The 17604-nt window shown below is 51.2% G+C and carries 17 protein-coding genes; 12 read left to right on the top strand and 5 right to left on the bottom strand.

What is annotated here, in order from left to right; all coding sequences use genetic code 11:
• Nucleotides 1-20: 20 nt before the first annotated feature.
• The 6 genes from AB2U10_RS04045 (at nucleotide 21) to AB2U10_RS04020 (ending at nucleotide 5390) form a co-directional block, all read left to right on the top strand.
• Nucleotides 21-1106, top strand: a complete 1086-nt coding sequence (locus AB2U10_RS04045; RefSeq protein WP_367913286.1) for an MBL fold metallo-hydrolase — start codon at nucleotides 21-23, stop codon at nucleotides 1104-1106.
• Between the two features lie 107 nt (nucleotides 1107-1213).
• Complete coding sequence (locus AB2U10_RS04040; RefSeq protein ID WP_367913287.1) at nucleotides 1214-1405, top strand: hypothetical protein; 192 nt, start codon at nucleotides 1214-1216, stop codon at nucleotides 1403-1405.
• A 49-nt stretch (nucleotides 1406-1454) separates the two neighbouring features.
• Complete coding sequence (locus tag AB2U10_RS04035) at nucleotides 1455-2282, top strand: sugar phosphate isomerase/epimerase family protein (protein ID WP_367913288.1); 828 nt, start codon at nucleotides 1455-1457, stop codon at nucleotides 2280-2282.
• A 146-nt stretch (nucleotides 2283-2428) separates the two neighbouring features.
• Nucleotides 2429-3298 carry a ComEA family DNA-binding protein gene (locus tag AB2U10_RS04030; protein WP_367913289.1) on the top strand — a complete coding sequence of 290 codons (870 nt, stop codon included), beginning with the start codon at nucleotides 2429-2431 and terminating at the stop codon, nucleotides 3296-3298.
• A 45-nt stretch (nucleotides 3299-3343) separates the two neighbouring features.
• On the top strand, nucleotides 3344-4960 hold the full coding sequence (ade, locus tag AB2U10_RS04025; RefSeq protein ID WP_367913290.1) for an adenine deaminase: 1617 nt from the start codon (nucleotides 3344-3346) through the stop codon (nucleotides 4958-4960).
• Nucleotides 4961-5006: 46 nt separating this feature from the next.
• Nucleotides 5007-5390 carry a DoxX family protein gene (locus AB2U10_RS04020; RefSeq protein ID WP_367913291.1) on the top strand — a complete coding sequence of 128 codons (384 nt, stop codon included), beginning with the start codon at nucleotides 5007-5009 and terminating at the stop codon, nucleotides 5388-5390.
• Here AB2U10_RS04020 and polA read toward each other — a convergent pair.
• Complete coding sequence (polA, locus tag AB2U10_RS04015) at nucleotides 5387-8179, bottom strand: DNA polymerase I (protein WP_367913292.1); 2793 nt, start codon at nucleotides 8177-8179, stop codon at nucleotides 5387-5389. The two genes, AB2U10_RS04020 and polA, sit on opposite strands and share 4 nt — an antisense overlap.
• A 103-nt stretch (nucleotides 8180-8282) precedes the next feature.
• Here polA and AB2U10_RS04010 point away from each other — a divergent pair, with 103 nt between their 5' ends.
• From AB2U10_RS04010 to AB2U10_RS04000, 3 genes are all read left to right on the top strand, one after another.
• On the top strand, nucleotides 8283-9266 hold the full coding sequence (locus tag AB2U10_RS04010; protein ID WP_367913293.1) for a glycosyltransferase: 984 nt from the start codon (nucleotides 8283-8285) through the stop codon (nucleotides 9264-9266).
• A 67-nt stretch (nucleotides 9267-9333) separates the two neighbouring features.
• Complete coding sequence (locus tag AB2U10_RS04005) at nucleotides 9334-9792, top strand: DinB family protein (protein WP_367913294.1); 459 nt, start codon at nucleotides 9334-9336, stop codon at nucleotides 9790-9792.
• Nucleotides 9793-9800: 8 nt separating this feature from the next.
• Complete coding sequence (locus AB2U10_RS04000) at nucleotides 9801-10334, top strand: DinB family protein (protein WP_367913295.1); 534 nt, start codon at nucleotides 9801-9803, stop codon at nucleotides 10332-10334.
• Nucleotides 10335-10443: 109 nt separating this feature from the next.
• Here AB2U10_RS04000 and AB2U10_RS03995 read toward each other — a convergent pair whose 3' ends face one another.
• Nucleotides 10444-11058 (bottom strand): 5'-methylthioadenosine/S-adenosylhomocysteine nucleosidase family protein, encoded by a 615-nt coding sequence (locus AB2U10_RS03995; RefSeq protein WP_367913296.1) that lies wholly within the window; start codon nucleotides 11056-11058, stop codon nucleotides 10444-10446.
• 259 nt (nucleotides 11059-11317) lie between these two features.
• Entirely contained in the window at nucleotides 11318-12226 is a 909-nt protein-coding gene (locus AB2U10_RS03990; RefSeq protein WP_367913297.1) for an NAD(P)/FAD-dependent oxidoreductase, read from the bottom strand.
• A gap of 198 nt (nucleotides 12227-12424) precedes the next feature.
• Here AB2U10_RS03990 and AB2U10_RS03985 point away from each other — a divergent pair, with 198 nt between their 5' ends.
• Genes AB2U10_RS03985 through AB2U10_RS03975 form a run of 3 tightly spaced genes read left to right on the top strand, consistent with a single transcriptional unit; the run spans nucleotide 12425 to nucleotide 13831 of the window.
• A complete protein-coding gene (locus AB2U10_RS03985; protein ID WP_367913298.1) occupies nucleotides 12425-12745 on the top strand; it encodes an ArsR/SmtB family transcription factor in 321 nt (106 codons plus the stop codon).
• A 2-nt stretch (nucleotides 12746-12747) separates the two neighbouring features.
• Nucleotides 12748-13212 carry an SRPBCC family protein gene (locus AB2U10_RS03980; protein WP_367913299.1) on the top strand — a complete coding sequence of 155 codons (465 nt, stop codon included), beginning with the start codon at nucleotides 12748-12750 and terminating at the stop codon, nucleotides 13210-13212.
• Between the two features lie 34 nt (nucleotides 13213-13246).
• Nucleotides 13247-13831 carry a YdeI/OmpD-associated family protein gene (locus tag AB2U10_RS03975; RefSeq protein ID WP_367913300.1) on the top strand — a complete coding sequence of 195 codons (585 nt, stop codon included), beginning with the start codon at nucleotides 13247-13249 and terminating at the stop codon, nucleotides 13829-13831.
• An 80-nt stretch (nucleotides 13832-13911) separates the two neighbouring features.
• Here AB2U10_RS03975 and clpB read toward each other — a convergent pair whose 3' ends face one another.
• Together clpB and AB2U10_RS03965 are read right to left on the bottom strand one after the other, a co-directional pair.
• Nucleotides 13912-16533 (bottom strand): ATP-dependent chaperone ClpB, encoded by a 2622-nt coding sequence (clpB, locus tag AB2U10_RS03970; protein WP_367913301.1) that lies wholly within the window; start codon nucleotides 16531-16533, stop codon nucleotides 13912-13914.
• 201 nt (nucleotides 16534-16734) lie between these two features.
• Nucleotides 16735-17559: a DUF2911 domain-containing protein gene (locus AB2U10_RS03965; RefSeq protein ID WP_367913302.1), complete on the bottom strand. Its 825-nt coding sequence runs from the start codon at nucleotides 17557-17559 to the stop codon at nucleotides 16735-16737.
• Nucleotides 17560-17604 lie beyond the last annotated feature (45 nt).

Raw genomic sequence — 17604 nt, 5'->3', positions numbered from 1 at the left:
TCCGGAAAATATTGAAAAAAATGATCTTTACTATCACAGGCCTGATCGTACTGCTGGCAGCAGCCGTATGGATTTTTATGCAGCAGCCCATGTTCGGTAAGCTGCCCGAAGGCAGCCGCCTGGAAAGAATCAGGCAATCGCCCCATTACAAAAACGGGCAATTTCAAAACCAGTCTCCCACCCAAATGCTGGTAAGCGATAAATCAAAAGTACGCGCCTTGTGGGATTTCATGTTTATCCGGGTAAAAGACCTGCGCCCCTCACAAAAGCTGCCCGCCGTTAAAACCGATCTGAAAAACCTGGACCGCAACGAAGACCTGGTGGTCTGGATGGGCCATTCTTCTCTTTACCTGCAAATTAACGGGAAACGCATCCTGACAGACCCTGTGCTGGTTTCCGCATCGCCGGTGGCGTTTGTGAACAAAGCCTATCCGGGAACCGGCATTTACCGGCCGGATGACATGCCTGATATAGACTACCTCCTGATCACGCACGACCACTGGGATCACCTTGACTACAAAACCATGCTCAACCTGAAAGGCCGCACGGGAAAGGTGATCTGTCCGCTGGGAGTAGGCGCCCACCTGGAATACTGGGGATTTGACCCGGCCATTATTACCGAGCTCGACTGGAACGAAGACGTTCAGCTGGAAGGCGGTATTCACCTTACCGCCTTGCCGGCCCGGCATTTTTCAGGAAGAGGAATAAGCTCCAACCATTCGCTCTGGGCGGGGTATATGCTGCAAAGCGCCCTGGGCAACATCTATTTATCAGGCGACACCGGCTACGACAGCCACTTCCGGAAAATCAAAGAGCAGTTTGGCACCATTGACCTGGCCATTATGGAAAACGGCCAGTACAATGAAGACTGGAAATACATTCACCTTATCCCGGAAGACCTGGTAAAAGCCGTTGAAGAGCTGAAGCCGGCGAAGCTGATGACGGTACATAATTCCAAATATGCCCTGGCGAGGCATCCCTGGTACGAACCGCTGGATAAAATATACGAAGCCTCGGCTCAGCATCAGTTTCCGCTGATCACGCCCAGGATAGGAGAACCGGTCAGGCTGAAAGACAGCACACAGACCTTCTCAAAATGGTGGTAGAATAGACAGGGATCGTATTGCGGGAAGAAAAAAGTTAAAATTTAAACCCCGGTGGAGAATAGATTTCCGGGTGATCACGTATTTTTGGGAAAATGTACAGCACAGACATGGCAAAAAAAAAGAAAGAACCGGCAGAGCTGCCCAAAGTACACAAGGAATTAAAAGGCTTTGATGTACGGATCAATTCTTTCGGGGAAATCCAGATGTCTTACGATATTGAAAAGCTCAACGATTTCCTGAACGAGAAGATCGACGACAAAAAGCTGAAGCACCTGAAAGACGAGAAGCCGCGCGAATAAAGGAGCGGCAAAATATTTCTGAAGATTAACCTTAAATAACAAATATTCTATGAACAGACGTCAATTTATACAAACCGGAGCCGCATTTTCAGCAATGGCAACCGCCGGTTTACAAGGCTTTGCCGCTAAGAAAAACGATTTCGGATGCCAGCTTTACAGCGTACGCGACAAGATGCCCAAAGACCCTATCGGTACCATGCGCGCCCTGGCTTCCATGGGGTATACCCAGTTTGAGTCGTTCTCCAAAGACCCCTACTGGGGCATGAGCGCGGCGGAAGCAAAAAAATTCTTCAAAGAGATCGGTGTAGACCTGGTGAGCACGCACATGGGCCTGCCCGACATCACCGAAGCCTCTGCCGAAAAGGCGAAAGAAGTAGGCCTGAAATACCTGATAACACCGTATATCGGGCCTCAGAAGTCGGAAGACGAGTGGAAAAAAAGGGCTGACGATTTCAATAAAGCCGGCGAGCTTTGTAAAAAATACGGCCTGAAATTCGGCTACCACAACCACGGCTATTCTTTTGAAACCAAAGACGGGGTAAAAGGACAAGACATTCTCCTGGCCAACACCGATCCGAAGCTGGTGGTTTTTGAGCTCGACATCTACTGGGCGGAAGTAGCCGGCGAAAACAGCATACAGCACTTTGAAAAGCATGCCGGCCGTTATGAGCTTTGCCACGTTAAGCAGCTGGTTACGCGTGATCCTAAACCGGCCCAGGGCGTTCTTACCACCGGCTTACTGGACTACTCGGCCATCCTGAAAGCCGCCAAAAAAAGCGGTGTGAAATACTTTATGGTAGAGCAGGAGCAATATGCCGGCGACTCTATGGATGCCATGAAAGAAAACGCGGCGTATATGAAAGGACTGAAGATATAGCACCGGGGTCAGACCCCGTTACCGGCTACACCCGAACCGGCATGCCATAAGCGCCGGTTCGGGTATAGCTAAAACAAGCTGCAGCCCGGAACCCGGCACACACCCCGGCCCGGCCAGAAATTCCCTCAACAAAACATCTGCACATTTTGAAAAAGATCCTCGCTTATCTCCGGGAAAACCTGGAGATCACCACCCGCGAAGCCCGGAGCACCCTGGCTTTCCTGGCAGCCGCCCTGTTCTGTACCGGCATTTATATCACCGTTAGTTTCCTGACCCGCTCGCAGCATATCCGCTACACCATAGAGCAATATGCGGCTGAAGCTCCGCCCGACAGGGAAGAAGCCCCTCCTCCGGCACAGAAAAAAGAAAAATTCAGGTTTGACCCTAACACGGCCAGCCTTGAGCAGCTGACCCGCCTCGGCATTCCCGCCCGCACGGCCGCCATCATTCTCAACTACCGCAGCAAAGGCGGAAAATTCAGGCACAAAGAAGACCTCCAGAAAATCTATTCCCTGAAGCCGGAAGTATACGCTGAGCTGGAAAGCTGGATAAGCCTGCCGGTAAAAGCCGATACCGGGGCACGAAAAAAACAGGAGAAATACGACACAGGTAAAGCTGGGGCAGAAAAAGCCCCGCCGTTTGACATCAACACGGCAGACACCACCGCTCTGAAAAACCTGCGGGGCATTGGCAGCGTGCTGGCTTCGCGCATTATCCGCTTCCGCGATGCGCTGGGCGGCTTTCATTCTCCGGAACAGCTGGACGAAACCTACGGAATTCCGCCGGATGTTCTGGCCACCCTCAAAAAAGCCGTGGTGATCGGTTCACCGGTCAGCCGTATCCCGGTTAATGAAGCTGAAAACCTCCGGCATCCCTACCTGAAAGCCCACCAGGCCAAAGCCATTCTGCTGTATCGCCGGCAGCACGGCCCGTTCCGGTCTGTGGAAGATCTCCGCCAGATCCGGCTGCTGGACGAAGAAACCATCCGAAAAATAGAACCTTATCTAAGCTTTTAGATATATTTACAGTCTAATGAATAAGAAGCAGGTCACCTGTATGCTATGAATACCTATACCGGAAACATTGTAAACATCTTTGACGACTCGGTCTTTTTCGGCACCCTTACCGTTCATGAAGGCCGGATCTTCGACATAAAAAAAACAGGAGAGGAAGATCCGGGTCACTCCTACTTCCTGCCGGGCTTTGTTGATGCGCATGTGCACATTGAAAGCTCGCTGCTGCCGCCGTCCCAGTTCGGGCGTATGGCCGTGGTGCACGGTACGGTAGCCACCGTATCTGATCCGCATGAAATTGCCAACGTGGTAGGTACCAGGGGCGTCAGCTACATGATAGAGAACGGCGAATCTGTTCCCTTCAAATTCTTCTTCGGGGCACCTTCCTGCGTGCCGGCCACCGGTTTTGAAACTGCCGGCGCCGAAGTTACGGCACAGGATATTGACCGGCTGCTGGCCGATGAGCGCGTGCTCTACCTAGCTGAAATGATGAACTTCCCGGGTGTCATTCACCAGGATGCCGGGGTAATGGAAAAGCTGGCCATAGCCCGCAGGCATAAGAAGCCCGTTGACGGCCATGCGCCGGGCTTACGGCGGGAACAGGCTTCGGCTTATTTTTCTGCGGGAATCAGCACCGATCACGAATGCTTTACCCTGGAAGAGGCCGAAGAAAAATTAAAGCTGGGCGTGAAGATCCTGATCCGCGAAGGCAGCGCGGCCCGGAACTTTGATGCGCTCATTCCCCTGGCGGTCCGGCATTCGGAGCAAATGATGTTCTGCTCAGATGACAAGCACCCCGACGAGCTGCTCCTGGGCCATATTAACCTGCTGGTCAAAAGGGCCGTTGCCGCAGGAGTAAACCGCTTTGCCGCCTTCCGGATGGCCTCTGTTAACCCGGTAAGACATTATAACCTGCCCGTAGGCCTCCTGCGCGAGGGTGAGCTGGCCGATTTTATCGAAGTAGACAACCTGGACGATCTCCATATCCTGGCTACCTATATTAACGGGGAAAAAGTAGCGGAAAACGGGAAAACCCTGATCGGGTCAAAGGAGCCGGAGCTCATCAACCGTTTTTCGGCCAGCCCGGTCTCTGAAAAAGACCTGGCTGTGCAGGTAAAGCCCGGCGATACGCAGATGCGCGTGATCCGGGTGCTTGACGGCCAGCTGATCACGGAGAAGCACATTGCCCCCCTGAGCGACATAGGAAAAGAAGACATCCTGAAAATGGTGGTGTATAACCGGTATCACCCGGCTCCGCCGGCCGTGGCTTATATCCGGGGCTTCGGCCTGAAGCAGGGTGCGCTGGCCTCATCGGTAGCCCATGATTCGCATAATATTGTTGCCACGGGTACAGATGACAAGGCCATTGCCGAGGCCATTAACCTGGTGGTAAAAGAGAAAGGCGGGTTATCGGCTGTTTCAAAAGATAAAAAAATGGTGCTGCCGCTTCCTATCGCCGGGCTGATGAGCGCCAAAGACGGTTACCAGGTGGCGGAAGAATATACCCGGATAGACCGCTTTGCCCGTGAAGTGCTGGAATGCCGGCTGCGTTCACCCTTTATGAGCCTTTCTTTTATGGCGCTACTGGTGATTCCGTCCCTGAAGCTGAGCGATAAAGGACTGTTTGACGGGGATACGTTTGAATTTACAGCGGTGAGCTTTTAACGAGGCTTTTAACCGGGTTTTTAAAATTTTTAAACAACAATTACAGATGACTATTCTTCCGGATACAAGAAATTACGGCATGCTGCTCCTGAGGATCTGCACCGCCCTGATCCTGACCGTACACGGTGTGACAGGAATGCTGGAGGACGGCCTGAGCGGTTTCGGTTCCTACCTCGAAAGCCAGGGTTTTGGTCTCCTGGGCCTGCCCCTGGCATGGATCATAAAGCTCTCACACGTGGTGGCCGCCGCCAGTATTCTTACCAGGAAATGGGTAATGTGGCCCGTTCTGCTGACCATAATCATCCTGGTGGCCGGCATTTTTATGGTCCACCTGCCTAACGGCTGGTTTGTGGTGGGCGGCGGTTTTAATGGCATCGAGTTTAACCTCCTGCTTATCAGTGCGCTGGCGGCTATCCTGTATGACCGTTAATGGGCTTCCAGCCAGTTTTTCCCGATGCCTATGCCTGTTTCTACCTTTACATTCAGCGGAATGGCATTGACCATATAGTAGTCAATTTTCTCTTTCAGAAGATCTATTTCGGAAAGATGCGCATCAAACACCAATTCGTCATGCACCTGCAGGATCATCTTTGATTTCAGGTTTTCGGCCTTCATAAACCGGTGGATATCGATCATAGCCACCTTGATCATATCGGCTGCAGAGCCCTGTATCGGCGCATTAATGGCGTTTCGTTCGGCAAAGCCGCGGTTGGTCTGGTTCCGGGAGTTGATATCGCGCAGGTAGCGCCTTCTTCCCAGTATGGTTTCCACATACTCCTGCTCACGGGCCAACTGCACGGTATCGTCCATATACGATTTTACACGCGGAAACTGCTCAAAATACGAATCAATGATGGCTTTGGCCTCGGTTCGGGCAATACCCAGGCGCTGGGCCAGTCCGAAAGCCGAAATACCGTAAATAATACCGAAGTTGACCATCTTGGCCTTCCGCCGCATCTCGGGCGTTACCGCATCCGGAGCCACCCCGAAAACCCTGGAGGCTGTAGCGGCGTGAATATCCATTCCTTTCTCAAAGGCGTCAATCATTCCTTCATCGCGGCTGAAGGAGGCCATGATCCGGAGCTCGATCTGCGAGTAGTCGGCCGACAGGATCACAAATTCATCTCCACCGGCAATAAACGCCTTCCTGATCTCCCGTCCGCGCTCGGTACGGATAGGAATATTCTGCAGGTTGGGATTGGTGCTGCTGAGCCGTCCCGTAGCAGCTACGGCCTGGTTATACGTGGTATGCACCCGGCCCGTACGTTTTGAGATCAGGGCAGGCAAAGCATCCACATAGGTGCTTTTCAATTTGCTCAGCTCCCTGAAGTCCAGGATCTTTCTTACAATTTCGTGCTGGGCTTCATAATTCAGCAGGATGTCCTCACCGGTAGCATACTGGCCCGTGGGGGTCTTCTTGGGCTTTTCATCGATCTTCATTTTCTCAAAAAGAATCTCGCCCAGCTGCTTCGGTGACCCCACGTTAAACTCCATACCGGCCAGCAGGAAGATCTCTTCCTGGGTTTTCACCAGGTCTTTCTGCAACTGGCCCGAGAGATCGTGCAGCGCGGTCACGTCGAGCTTCACGCCGGTGCGCTCCATATCGCTCAGTACGGTCACCAGGGGCATTTCTACTTCCATCAGCAGCTTTTCCTGCTCGGTCTTTTTGATCTCTTTGTCGAGCACATGCTTCAGCTGAAGGGTAACGTCGGCATCTTCGGCGGCATATTCCCTGATCAGCTCCAGGGGCACGTCGCGCATGCTGATCTGCTTTTTCCCTTTACCGATCAGCTCTTCAATAGGAATAGGCTCATAATGCAGGTAGGTTTCCGACAGGTAATCCATGCCGTGCCGCTGATCGGGCTCCAGGATATAATGCGCCAGCATGGTATCGTACATCTCTCCTTTCACGCTTATCCCGTAATTGGCCAGTATGGTCAGGTCGTATTTAATGTTCTGCGCTACTTTCCGGATATTTTTATTCTCGAACAAAGGCCTGAATTCGTTCAGAACCGCCTGGGCTTCTTCAAAACGGGGCGGCAGCGGGATGTAATACGCCTCCCGGGGCCGGTAAGCAAACGATAAGCCCACGATGCTCGCATCCAGCGCTTCAATGTCGGTTGTTTCCGTATCAAAGCAGACTTCTTCCTGCACCATGAGGTATTCCATCAGCTCGGCCCGCTCTTCAGGACTCTGGATCAGGTAATACTCGTGCACCACATCGTTGATGTTCTTTTTCGAGCTCAGCTTTACTTCTTCCGTCTTTTCTTCCTCACCAAAAAGCGACATCTGGCTGCTTTCCGGCTGGCGGGCCCTGGGCTTCTCGGTATCGGTTACTTCTCCTGCCGACTTAAAAATCCGGGCTTTGAGGGTTCTGAATTCCAGCTCGTCGAGCAGGTCGGCCAGCTCCTGCCCGTATTCCTCGTGCAGAATGTATCGTTCTTCCTCAAAAGCAACCGGCACATCGGTGTCGATTTTCGCCAGCCATTTGGACATCAAGGCGCTCTCGCGGCCGGCTTTTATTTTTTCACCCAGCTTGCCGGGCACCTTGTCGGCATTCTCCACCACTCCTTCCAACGTATCGTATTTTTCGAGCAGCTTTACGGCGGTCTTCTCCCCTACACCCGGGATACCCGGGATATTGTCTACCTTATCTCCCATCAGGCCCAGCACATCTACCACCTGGTCTACCCGCTGAATGCCCCAGCGTTCCAGCACCTGCGGCACACCCATCACCTCTACCCCGTTCCCCAGGAACGCCGGCTTATAGAGAAAAACATTTTCATTCACCAGCTGCCCGTAGTCTTTATCGGGCGTATACATGTACACCTCGAACTCGTCTTTCGGCGCTTTGTGAGCCAGCGTGCCTATGACGTCATCGGCTTCGTAGCCGTCCATCTCAATGCAGGGCAGGTGCATGCTGTGCACCAGCCGCTTGATGTAGGGCACAGCCGTAGTGATATCTTCGGGCTGCTCTTCACGATGGGCTTTGTATTCCACGTATTCCTTATGCCGGAACGTGGGGGCCTTGGTATCAAAGCAAACCACCAGGTGCGTTGGCTTTTCCTTTCTGATCACCTCCAGCAGGGTATTGGTAAAGCCGAATATCGGCCCCGTATTGAGCCCTTTCGAGCTTATCCTCGGGTTTTTGGCAAATGCAAAGTGGGCCCGGTAGATCAGCGCATAGGCATCGAGCAGGAAAAGTTTTTTGGTTCGCATCAGAGTTATAATTGGAAATCAAAAGTCGGGAAAAATATCTTCTTGCGCAAGCCGGCGGCCGCTATGCGCACGAATACTATATTTGTACTCCGATAACGATTCCATGAATTATCCGAAAATATCCATCCTGGTACCTGCCCGCAATGAGGAAGATAACCTGCCTGTGCTGCTGCAGTCGCTGGAAAAGCTGGACTGGCCGGAAGAGAAAACGGAGATCCTCCTGGGCAATGACGCTTCAGACGACCGCACCGGTGCGCTTATGGACGCCTTTGCCCGCCAACGTACCGGGGTAAAGGTGATCCACCTGCGGGAAGAGAATGATCAGCCGCTTACCGGCAAAACCCGGGTTCTCGACGAGCTGGCCCGGCAGGCCACGGGCGAATACCTGTTTTTTACCGATGCCGACATTGCCCTGCCGGCCCGGTGGATCGCCGGTATGCTGGCCGGCTTCAGCCCGGGCACGGGCGTAGTGGTAGGCGCCACGGGTTTCCGGCGCGACTCATGGGGGGCAACGCTCCAGGGAATCGAGTGGCTGATGGCCCTCAGCATCTTTAAAATAGCGGCCGACAAGGGTCTGCCTTCTACCGGGCTGGGCAACAACATGGCCGTCAGCCGCGAAGCTTACGATGCCGTGGGCGGCTACCGGACCATCGGCTTCAGCATTGTGGAGGACTATTTCCTCTATAAAAAAATTATTGAGGCGGGCTTCGGCTTCCGGCATTTGCTTACGCCCGAAGTGCTGGCCTTCACGGTTCCGCCGAAACGCTATTTTGAGCAGAGAAGACGGTGGATCATGGGAGCCATGGAGAATGCGCCGGCAGCTATGGCGGGCGGGGTCCTCCAGGCGCTGTGTATCCCGGTATTGTTGCTGCTGGGGCTCATCCACCCGGTAATTCCCGCGTTGATAAGTGCCTTGCTGGTATTGATCTACGCCGGCTTTATTCTCTACTTCGGGAAAAAGCTGCAGATCAGCGGATACCTGCGTTACCTGCCGCTGTTTGCCCTCTACATTTCAGGCGCCTGGTTCCTGCAGTTTATTTATTACCTGCTCAGCCGAGAAACCGTCTGGAAAGGAAGAAAATACTGAATATTTTTCAGTTAAAGCATATAATATACAGGATTTTTAGCAATTTTGCACTATACAGATGGACTTTATGGTAGAAACCACCCTTTCGAGGATCATTGATAATATAGACACGGTTTTCAGAGGCGATGCCTGGCATGGCCCCTCGGTGATGGAGATGATCAATAGCCTGCCTGAGAGCAAACTGCGGGAAAACCAGCCGTTTTCTAGGCAATCTATTGCCCAGAATATCTATCATCTTACTGCCTACCGGAACTTTGTGATCGAAAAGCTAAAGGATAACATCCATTTCCGGCTGGAGACCGATGAAGAGAACTGGGGAACGGAAGAAGCGCTGAAAGATCCGGTTCAGCTCAAAAAAAACCTGGTGGAAACGCACAATCGCTTACTCACGAAGCTCGAAGAGTTTGATGATGAGCTCTTGTCTAAAAACGTGCCGGGCGAATATTACGATTTTTATAAATTACTAAACGGACTTATACAGCACGATACCTACCATCTGGGGATGATCTGGGTATTGTGGCAATAAATCATCAGATGAATAACAATATTAAGAATATTATACGGTTGCTGAATGCCGGGTTCCACGGGGGCGCCTGGCACGGTCCATCCCTGCTGGAGCTCACCAAGGGCCTCAAAGTGAAAACAGCGGGCTATAAAGCGGGAAATATTCATACCATAGCCGAGCTGATCTACCATATCACCAGCTGGCGGCTGTTTGTCCTGAAAAAAATACAGGGCGACGCCATCTATAACATTAACAACGAAAGGATGAATTTCGGCGAGATCCGGAAGGTGGATGAGTTTGAGCTGGAGGCCCTGATGATGGAGCTCACCCTGAGCCACGACGAGCTGACCCGTGCCCTGGAAGAAAAAGACGACTCTTTCCTGCAGGAGGTGGTTCCGGGCGCCGAATACACTTTTGATACGCTGCTAAACGGCATTATACAGCACGATGTATACCACTCGGGCCAGATTGCCATTATCAAGAAGCTGGCGGCTGCCAAAGTCTCCCGTTACGATGACGTGGAAAGCAGCTATTTTGAGAGCAGCGACCCGGATTTCTATTGAGAAACCAATGCCCGGCCCGTTTTATAAGGGATAACTCCCCTTTTTATCGCTGATTTCCCCTGAAGGTTTCAGGCCATCCTGCATCTCCCGGTACTTCGGCGTTTCCAGGTTATATTTCCCGGCCTCCCTGACTACAACGAATATCAATACCCAGCAGCTCTCCAAATGCCACTGCTGCTTTGTGCACCTGCACGGTCCAGTCTTCGGCAGCGTTATCATCTGCCCCGTCTGATATGTATTTGAGACTAAGAAAAGGGATGTTTTCCTGCATGGCCACAAAAGCCAGGGAATAGGCTTCCATATCTACCACGTTGTACACAGATGCAGCATGGGCCATCTCAAAATTATCGCCGGTTCCGCAGGTGGCTTCGGGTATCCCTTCCATGGGCAAACCGTATTCAAGCACAGAGGGCAGGCCCGATAGCGGCGTTTCGTATTGCTCGTACCCCAGGCCTCTGACGTCCATGTCGCGCTGTACAAAGCGGGTGCAGCAAACCACCTCTCCTTTTTTGTAATAATTGCTTCCGGCAGAACCCAGGTTAACAATTAAGGCGGGTTTTTCCTGCTGTATGGCCTTCACCAGGTGATAGGCAGCATTTACCTTACCGATACCGCAAATCAGGTGCCGGCATTCTGTAAATACATCAGCGGCCTCTGAGGCCAACGCAAAGGTGAACAATACCTTTTCAACAGGGAATGTAAATTGGGGGCTTATAGTGATCATCTGCCGAAAGGGCGCTCCGATGGGGCGCAAATGTGTTTGTGATAATAAAAATACATAATCATTCACAAAATAAAGAAAAAATACCCCGTTCCCCAAGTACCGGAAGTACGGCCCTGCGACAGGTGCCCTGCAATGCGGCCATGTAGTGTTATCGGAGCAGGCATTTGTGCTTCGTGCCTATTTAAGGAAATAGAATACGGATTTGAACCTGGTACAGGTTCACAGGTATATTGTATAATTCGAAAAAGGATTAAAAAATTCAGAACCGGTCGTCGGTCAGTTCCTTATTGACCATTGCTCCGGTTAAATTGCCCGCAGCCACGGCATTGGCTACCGAACGCATCGGATGGGCGTTGTCGCCACACGCAAAAACCCCGCTTACCGTTGTTCTCTGAAAACTGTCTACCTGGATATATCCCATATTTGTCAGCTCACAACCCAGGGCTACGGGAATATCCGAATGTTGCCTGAACGGAACCGAGCCATACACCGCATCAAAATCCATACGGCTGCCGTCTTTGAAAATGACATTTCTTATTTGCCCGTTTTCATGTTCAATTTCCGAAACTTCAGTTTCAACAACCGGTATGTTGTGCCTGTGCAGCTGAGCCATTTGCTCTTCACTGAATTCAGCTTTTCCGGAGGTCAGGATGGTCAGTCCGCCGGTCAGGTTATTCACCAGCGAGGCCACGTGAAAAGCCCTTTCTCCGTTTGCCAGGATTCCCGTTTTCCGGTCACGGAATTCGTAACCGTGGCAATACGGACAATGGATCACGGAAATGCCCCAACATTCGGAGAAGCCCTTGATTTCAGGCATGATATCTTTGATCCCTGTTGCCAGGATCAGCTTTTCTGCTGTAAAGGTCTCGCCGGCCTCCGTGGTAACGGCAAAACCGTTGCCTGTTTTCTTTCCGCCGACGGCCAATCCATGACGCAACTTCACGGTACTGTAGCGCAATACCTGTTCCCGTGCTTTTTCGGCAATGACAGCCGGTTTTTCGCCGTCCTGTGTAATGAAATTATGCGAATGCGGAGTGGGTTCGTTGCAGGGCTCCCCGCTGTCGATGATCAAAACATTTCTTAATGAGCGTCCCAGGGCCATTGCTGCAGATAGCCCGGCATAGCTCCCGCCTATAATGATTACGTCAAAATGAGTTTCGTTTTCCATGATATACCGGTCAGCAAACACCGCCTTTGTTATAATTTTCAACAAAGGTAAAGCAAGGTTTTTGTTATTGCAACATTGTTGCAGTGATAAATTTATTTCTCCGGCATTTCTTCACCATAAAGCAAACCGTCAGAAAAATCAATAAAATTTTGCGTAGTCAAATAACTTCATTTATATTTGTAGTCAAATAGCTTCATAATGAATTTAAGACGGGACGTTTTCCAGGCCATTGCAGACCCTACAAGAAGGGCCATATTGCTGCTGGTTGCCTCGCAGGCCATGACAGCCGGGGCAATTGCCTCTAACTTTGATACGGCCAGGCCCACGGTTTCCAGGCATCTGCAGATTCTTACCGAATGCCGGCTGCTTCACCAGGAGCAAAGCGGGCGTGAAGTGTACTACCGTATAAATGCAAAAAAAATGAAAGAAGTAGCTGATTTTATTGAGCCGTTCCGCGCTATGTGGGACGACCGCTTTAACCGCCTGGAGGCTGTCATGCAAAACTATAAAAAGAAATAATCATGGAACAAAAAACAAAAGTCAGTGCCGAAGACGGCACACAGGAAATTGTGGTCACCCGCGAGTTTAACCTGCCCCTGGAATTGCTGTTCAGGGCCTTCGAAGAACCCGCGCTCTTTGAGCAATGGATGGGCACCAGAGTGCTGAAAATGGAAAATAGAAAGCACGGTTCGTATGCATTTGAAACGTCGCATAACGGGAACGTGGTTTTCCGGGCCAACGGAACGATCCATGAATTTATTCCGAACCAGAAAATTACCCGTACATTTGAAATGGAAAACACGCCGTTTCCTGTTCAGCTCGAATACCTGGAGTTTGAAAAGCTAACCGACGAAACCAGCCGGCTTACCATGCACATGGTGTTCAGGTCTGCCGAATTCAGGAACCAGCTGATGCAAATGCCTTTTGCACAAGGCATCCAAATGGCCCACAACCGCCTGCAGGAAATCATGGACAAACAGAAATAACAGTACCGTTACCGGAACATATAAAGCAATGGGTATGAACAAACAGGCAGAACACTTTTTCGAAACAGCAGGAAGATGGAAAAACGAGTACCTCCTGCTGCGGGAAATCGTTTGCGGCAATCCGTCACTGGAAGAAGACTACAAATGGATGCACCCCTGCTATACTTTTGAAGGGAAAAATATAGTGCTCATTCATGGCTTTAAGGAATATTGCGCTATACTGTTTCCCAAAGGGGCTTTGCTGAAAGACCCGGAAAATATCCTGATTCAGCAAACCGAAAATGTGCAGTCGGCCCGGCAGATCCGGTTTACCCATACCGGGGAGATCGAAAGTCTCCGGCCCGTGATCGCCGCTTATATCCGGGAGGCGATCGACATGGAGAAAGCGGGTAAAAAAGTAGAAATGAAGCAGGTGACCGACTACCCGGTTCCCGAAGAATTTCAAAAGGCGTTAAACGAAGACCAGGCCTTAAGCACGGCATTTTATTCGCTGACCCCCGGGAGGCAAAAGGGCTATTTGTTCTTCTTTAACCAGGCCAAGCAGGCCAAAACACGGGAAGCCAGGATTGAAAAATACTACCAGCATATTTTAGACGGAAAAGGAATAGATGACGAATGATACTTCTCCCGGAATTCCGTCAAAAAAATAGCCGGAAGAAATTCTCCCGGCTATTCTGTTGTGCTATGAAAAACTATTACTTACTCTAAATTCAATTCGGGCATGTTTTCAAAGACATATCCACCCTCTTCATTGATGTCCAGGAGGATCACCTTGTCTTTGTCAATGGTGCCGCTTAAGATCATTTTCGACAATTCATTCAGAATGCTCCGCTGAATGACCCGCTTGAGCGGACGGGCACCAAATACGGGATCATATCCCTGCTCTCCCAGCTTGTCGAGGGCTGCGTCGGTAGCTTCAATGTAAATTCCCTGCTCCTGCAGCCGTGACCGGATACCGTCGAACTGGATAGATACAATCTTCCGGATCTCGGTTCTTCCGAGGGGATCGAACATCACGGTCTCGTCGATCCGGTTGAGGAATTCCGGCCGCACGCTGTTTTTCAGCAGCTCCATTACCTGTTCCAGGGCCTCGGCTTTATAGTATTGGGCCCAGGCCTCTTCCGAACTTTTGGTGGCCTCCAGGTATTTCTCCTGGATCAGGTGACTGCCTATATTCGAGGTCATGATGATGAGGGTATTTTTGAAGTTGGCCACCCTCCCCTTGTTATCGGTCAGCCGGCCGTCATCCAGCACCTGCAGCAGCACATTCCATACATCGGGGTGCGCTTTTTCAATCTCATCGAGCAGGATCACCGAATAGGGTTTCCTGCGCACGGCTTCGGTCAGCTGTCCGCCTTCGTCATAACCTACATACCCCGGAGGCGCTCCTACCAGCCGGCTAACGGTATGTTTTTCCTGGTATTCGCTCATATCGATACGAACCATGGCATTTTCATCGTTAAACAGGTAGTTGGCTAAGGTTTTGGCCAGCTCGGTCTTTCCTACGCCTGTACTTCCCAGGAACAGGAAGCTGCCGATGGGCTTCTTCGGATCCTGCATACCGGCCCGCGAGCGCCGTACGGCATCAGACACCACCTCAATGGCTTCTTTTTGCCCGGCTACCCGTTTTTCCAGCTCCTGCTCCAGGAACAGCAGCTTTTCCCGGTCGCTTTGCAGCATCTTGGTCACCGGAATACCCGTCCATTTAGCCACTACCGCGGCAATATCTTCGGCTTTTACTTCCTCGTTGATCAGGGTACCTTCTTCATGGGTATTTTTGCCGGCCAGGCTGTTCAGCCGTTCTTCTGCCTGCGGGATCTTCCCGTACCGGATCTCGGCCACCTTTCCGTAATCACCGGTTCTTTCGGCCTGCTCGGCTTCGAAACGCAGATTATCCAGGCTTTCTTTCAGGGTACGTATCTCATCCACCTTGCCTTTTTCGGTTTCCCACCGGGCTTTCAGCGTATTGTAATGTTCATTGAGCTCGGCTATCTCCTTACTGAGCGCACTTTCTTTCTCTTTGTCTTTCTCCCGGCGGATGGCCTCCCGTTCAATTTCCAGCTGCATGATCTTCCGTCTCAGCTCGTCCATTTCTTCGGGCATGGAATCCATTTCCAGCCGCAGCTTGGCGGCGGCCTCGTCCATCAGGTCAATGGCCTTATCGGGCAGGAAACGGTCGGAGATATAGCGGTTAGACAACTCTACAGCGGCAATAACGGCATCATCCTGGATCCTCACCCCGTGGTGCACTTCGTATTTCTCTTTGATACCCCGGAGAATAGAAATGGCATCGGCCACGGTAGGCTCATCGACCATCACGGCCTGGAATCTCCGCTCCAGCGCTTTATCTTTTTCAATATACTTCTGGTATTCTTTCAGGGTAGTAGCACCAATAGCGTGCAGCTCTCCCCTGGCCAGGGCCGGTTTCAGCAGGTTAGCCGCATCCATGGCTCCTTCGCCGCCACCTCCGGCACCAATCAGCGTATGGATCTCGTCGATAAAGAGAATAATCTCTCCCTCCGAGTCGGTTACCTCTTTGATCACCGCCTTCAGCCTTTCTTCAAATTCACCTTTGTACTTGGCACCGGCTACCAGCAAGCCCATATCCAGGGAAATGACCTTCTTGGATTTCAGGTTCTCAGGCACGTCACCCTGCACGATCCGCTGGGCCAGGCCTTCCACAATAGCCGTTTTACCCACCCCCGGCTCTCCGAGCAGGATAGGGTTGTTTTTGGAGCGCCTCGACAGAATCTGCAGCACGCGCCGTATTTCTTCATCGCGGCCGATCACGGGGTCTATCTTCCCCTGTTCAGCCAGCTCGTTCAGGTCCTTGCTGTAACGGGCCAGGGCCTGGTATTTGTTTTCTGCGTTTTGATCTTTCACCGGATTGTTTTTTCCTCTGAGTTCTTTAATTTTTTCTTTTAACCGCGCTTCTTTTACTCCTGACGACTTCAGCAGATCGGCCACGGCATCGTTGCCTTTCAGTATGCCCAGCAGTAAAAGCTCCACACTTATAAATTCATCTCCAAATTCTTTTAACGAGTTCTGGGCGCTGGTAAATGCCTTCGACAGCTCGTTCCCGATATAGGGCTGGGTACCGCCGGAAACCCGCGGGTACGCCTCTACTATAGCGATCAGGCGGTTCAGCAGGGTTTCCCGGTTCACCTCTTTTAACAGAAAAGAGCTGGTATCGGGTTCCTCTTCCAGGATGGCCTTCAGCAGGTGCCCGGTTTCTACCGCCTGCTGGGAATATCCCTGGGCAATCTGTACCGCCTGCTGGATCAGCTCCTGGGCCTTATGCGTGTATTGGTTGAAATTCATTTTTGTAATTCATTTACAGAGAAATCAGCAAATGTCGTGCAGAAGCAGAAAACAAGTCAAAATGGCATAATTTTGTGCGATTATTGCACACCTTACAGACAAAATGGCGCCTGTTTGCATAAAAAAGTGTGCCGGGATAAGGATAGAATAAGCAAAACGGCGGGGAAATCCCCGCCGTTTTTATATCATCTGTAAATACGCTTACTTCAGGCTGGCGATCAGCTTCTCGTTCAGCGCCACGTAATCCTGGTTCCTGGCGGCTTTGGCCTGGCTTATGGATTGGGTAGCCGTGGCTATAGCCCCTTTCTTATCGCCCAGCTTAGCCTGTATCCTGGCTTTGGTGTGCGTTATCCAGAATGCATCAGGCTGCTGCTCTACTGCCTTATTTACCCATTCCAGCGCCTTTTTCATGTCTTTGCCGTTATCCAGGTAGTAGCTGGCAGCGGCAAAATAGGGCCGGTTATCGGCTGCCATCACCTTATCAATGGTGGCCATCACTTTCTCATCAATATCGGTGGTGATGGTGAAAGGCACCAGGGTATTTTCCCACATAATGTTTACTTCCAGCGAACTATCGGTCTGGGTACCAAACATGATGGTAAAGGTCTCTATCGGGAAAGGCAGCGTAACCGACTTCGCACTGATGGTAGCTATCACGTTTTCTTCCTTAAAGTTGAATACGCTGGTTTCGGGGGTACAGAAACGGATCTTCCAGTCTTCCTTGCCAATCACGGTCAGGATCGTGTACTTGCCCGCTTTAAGGGGAGTGCCGTTTACTTTAACGTCTTCACCGAAACTAATGAGGGTTTGGGTGTTGGCACCTGTTCTCCACAATTTACCGTAAGCTTCCAGGTCTCCGAAGATCCTTCTTCCTCTGGCAGAGGGGCGTGAATATTCAATTTCTACCGACGACAGGGCAAATTCCTGCTTAATGGTTTGCAACGGGCTTTTAGTGGGAACTTTAAGGGTTTGCGCCGTAGCACTCCAGGTTAATAAAGAGAAGGCCAGAACTTTAATGAGTTTCATACGATTAGATTTAAATGTTTAAGCTACAAAAATACGATCCGCGAA

The sequence above is a fragment of the Leadbetterella sp. DM7 genome, from assembly GCF_040829825.2.
Classification (GTDB): Bacteria; Bacteroidota; Bacteroidia; order Cytophagales; family Spirosomataceae; genus Leadbetterella.
The sequence above is the reverse complement of the archived record's forward strand: the minus strand, read 5'-3'. Positions and strand labels throughout refer to the sequence as shown.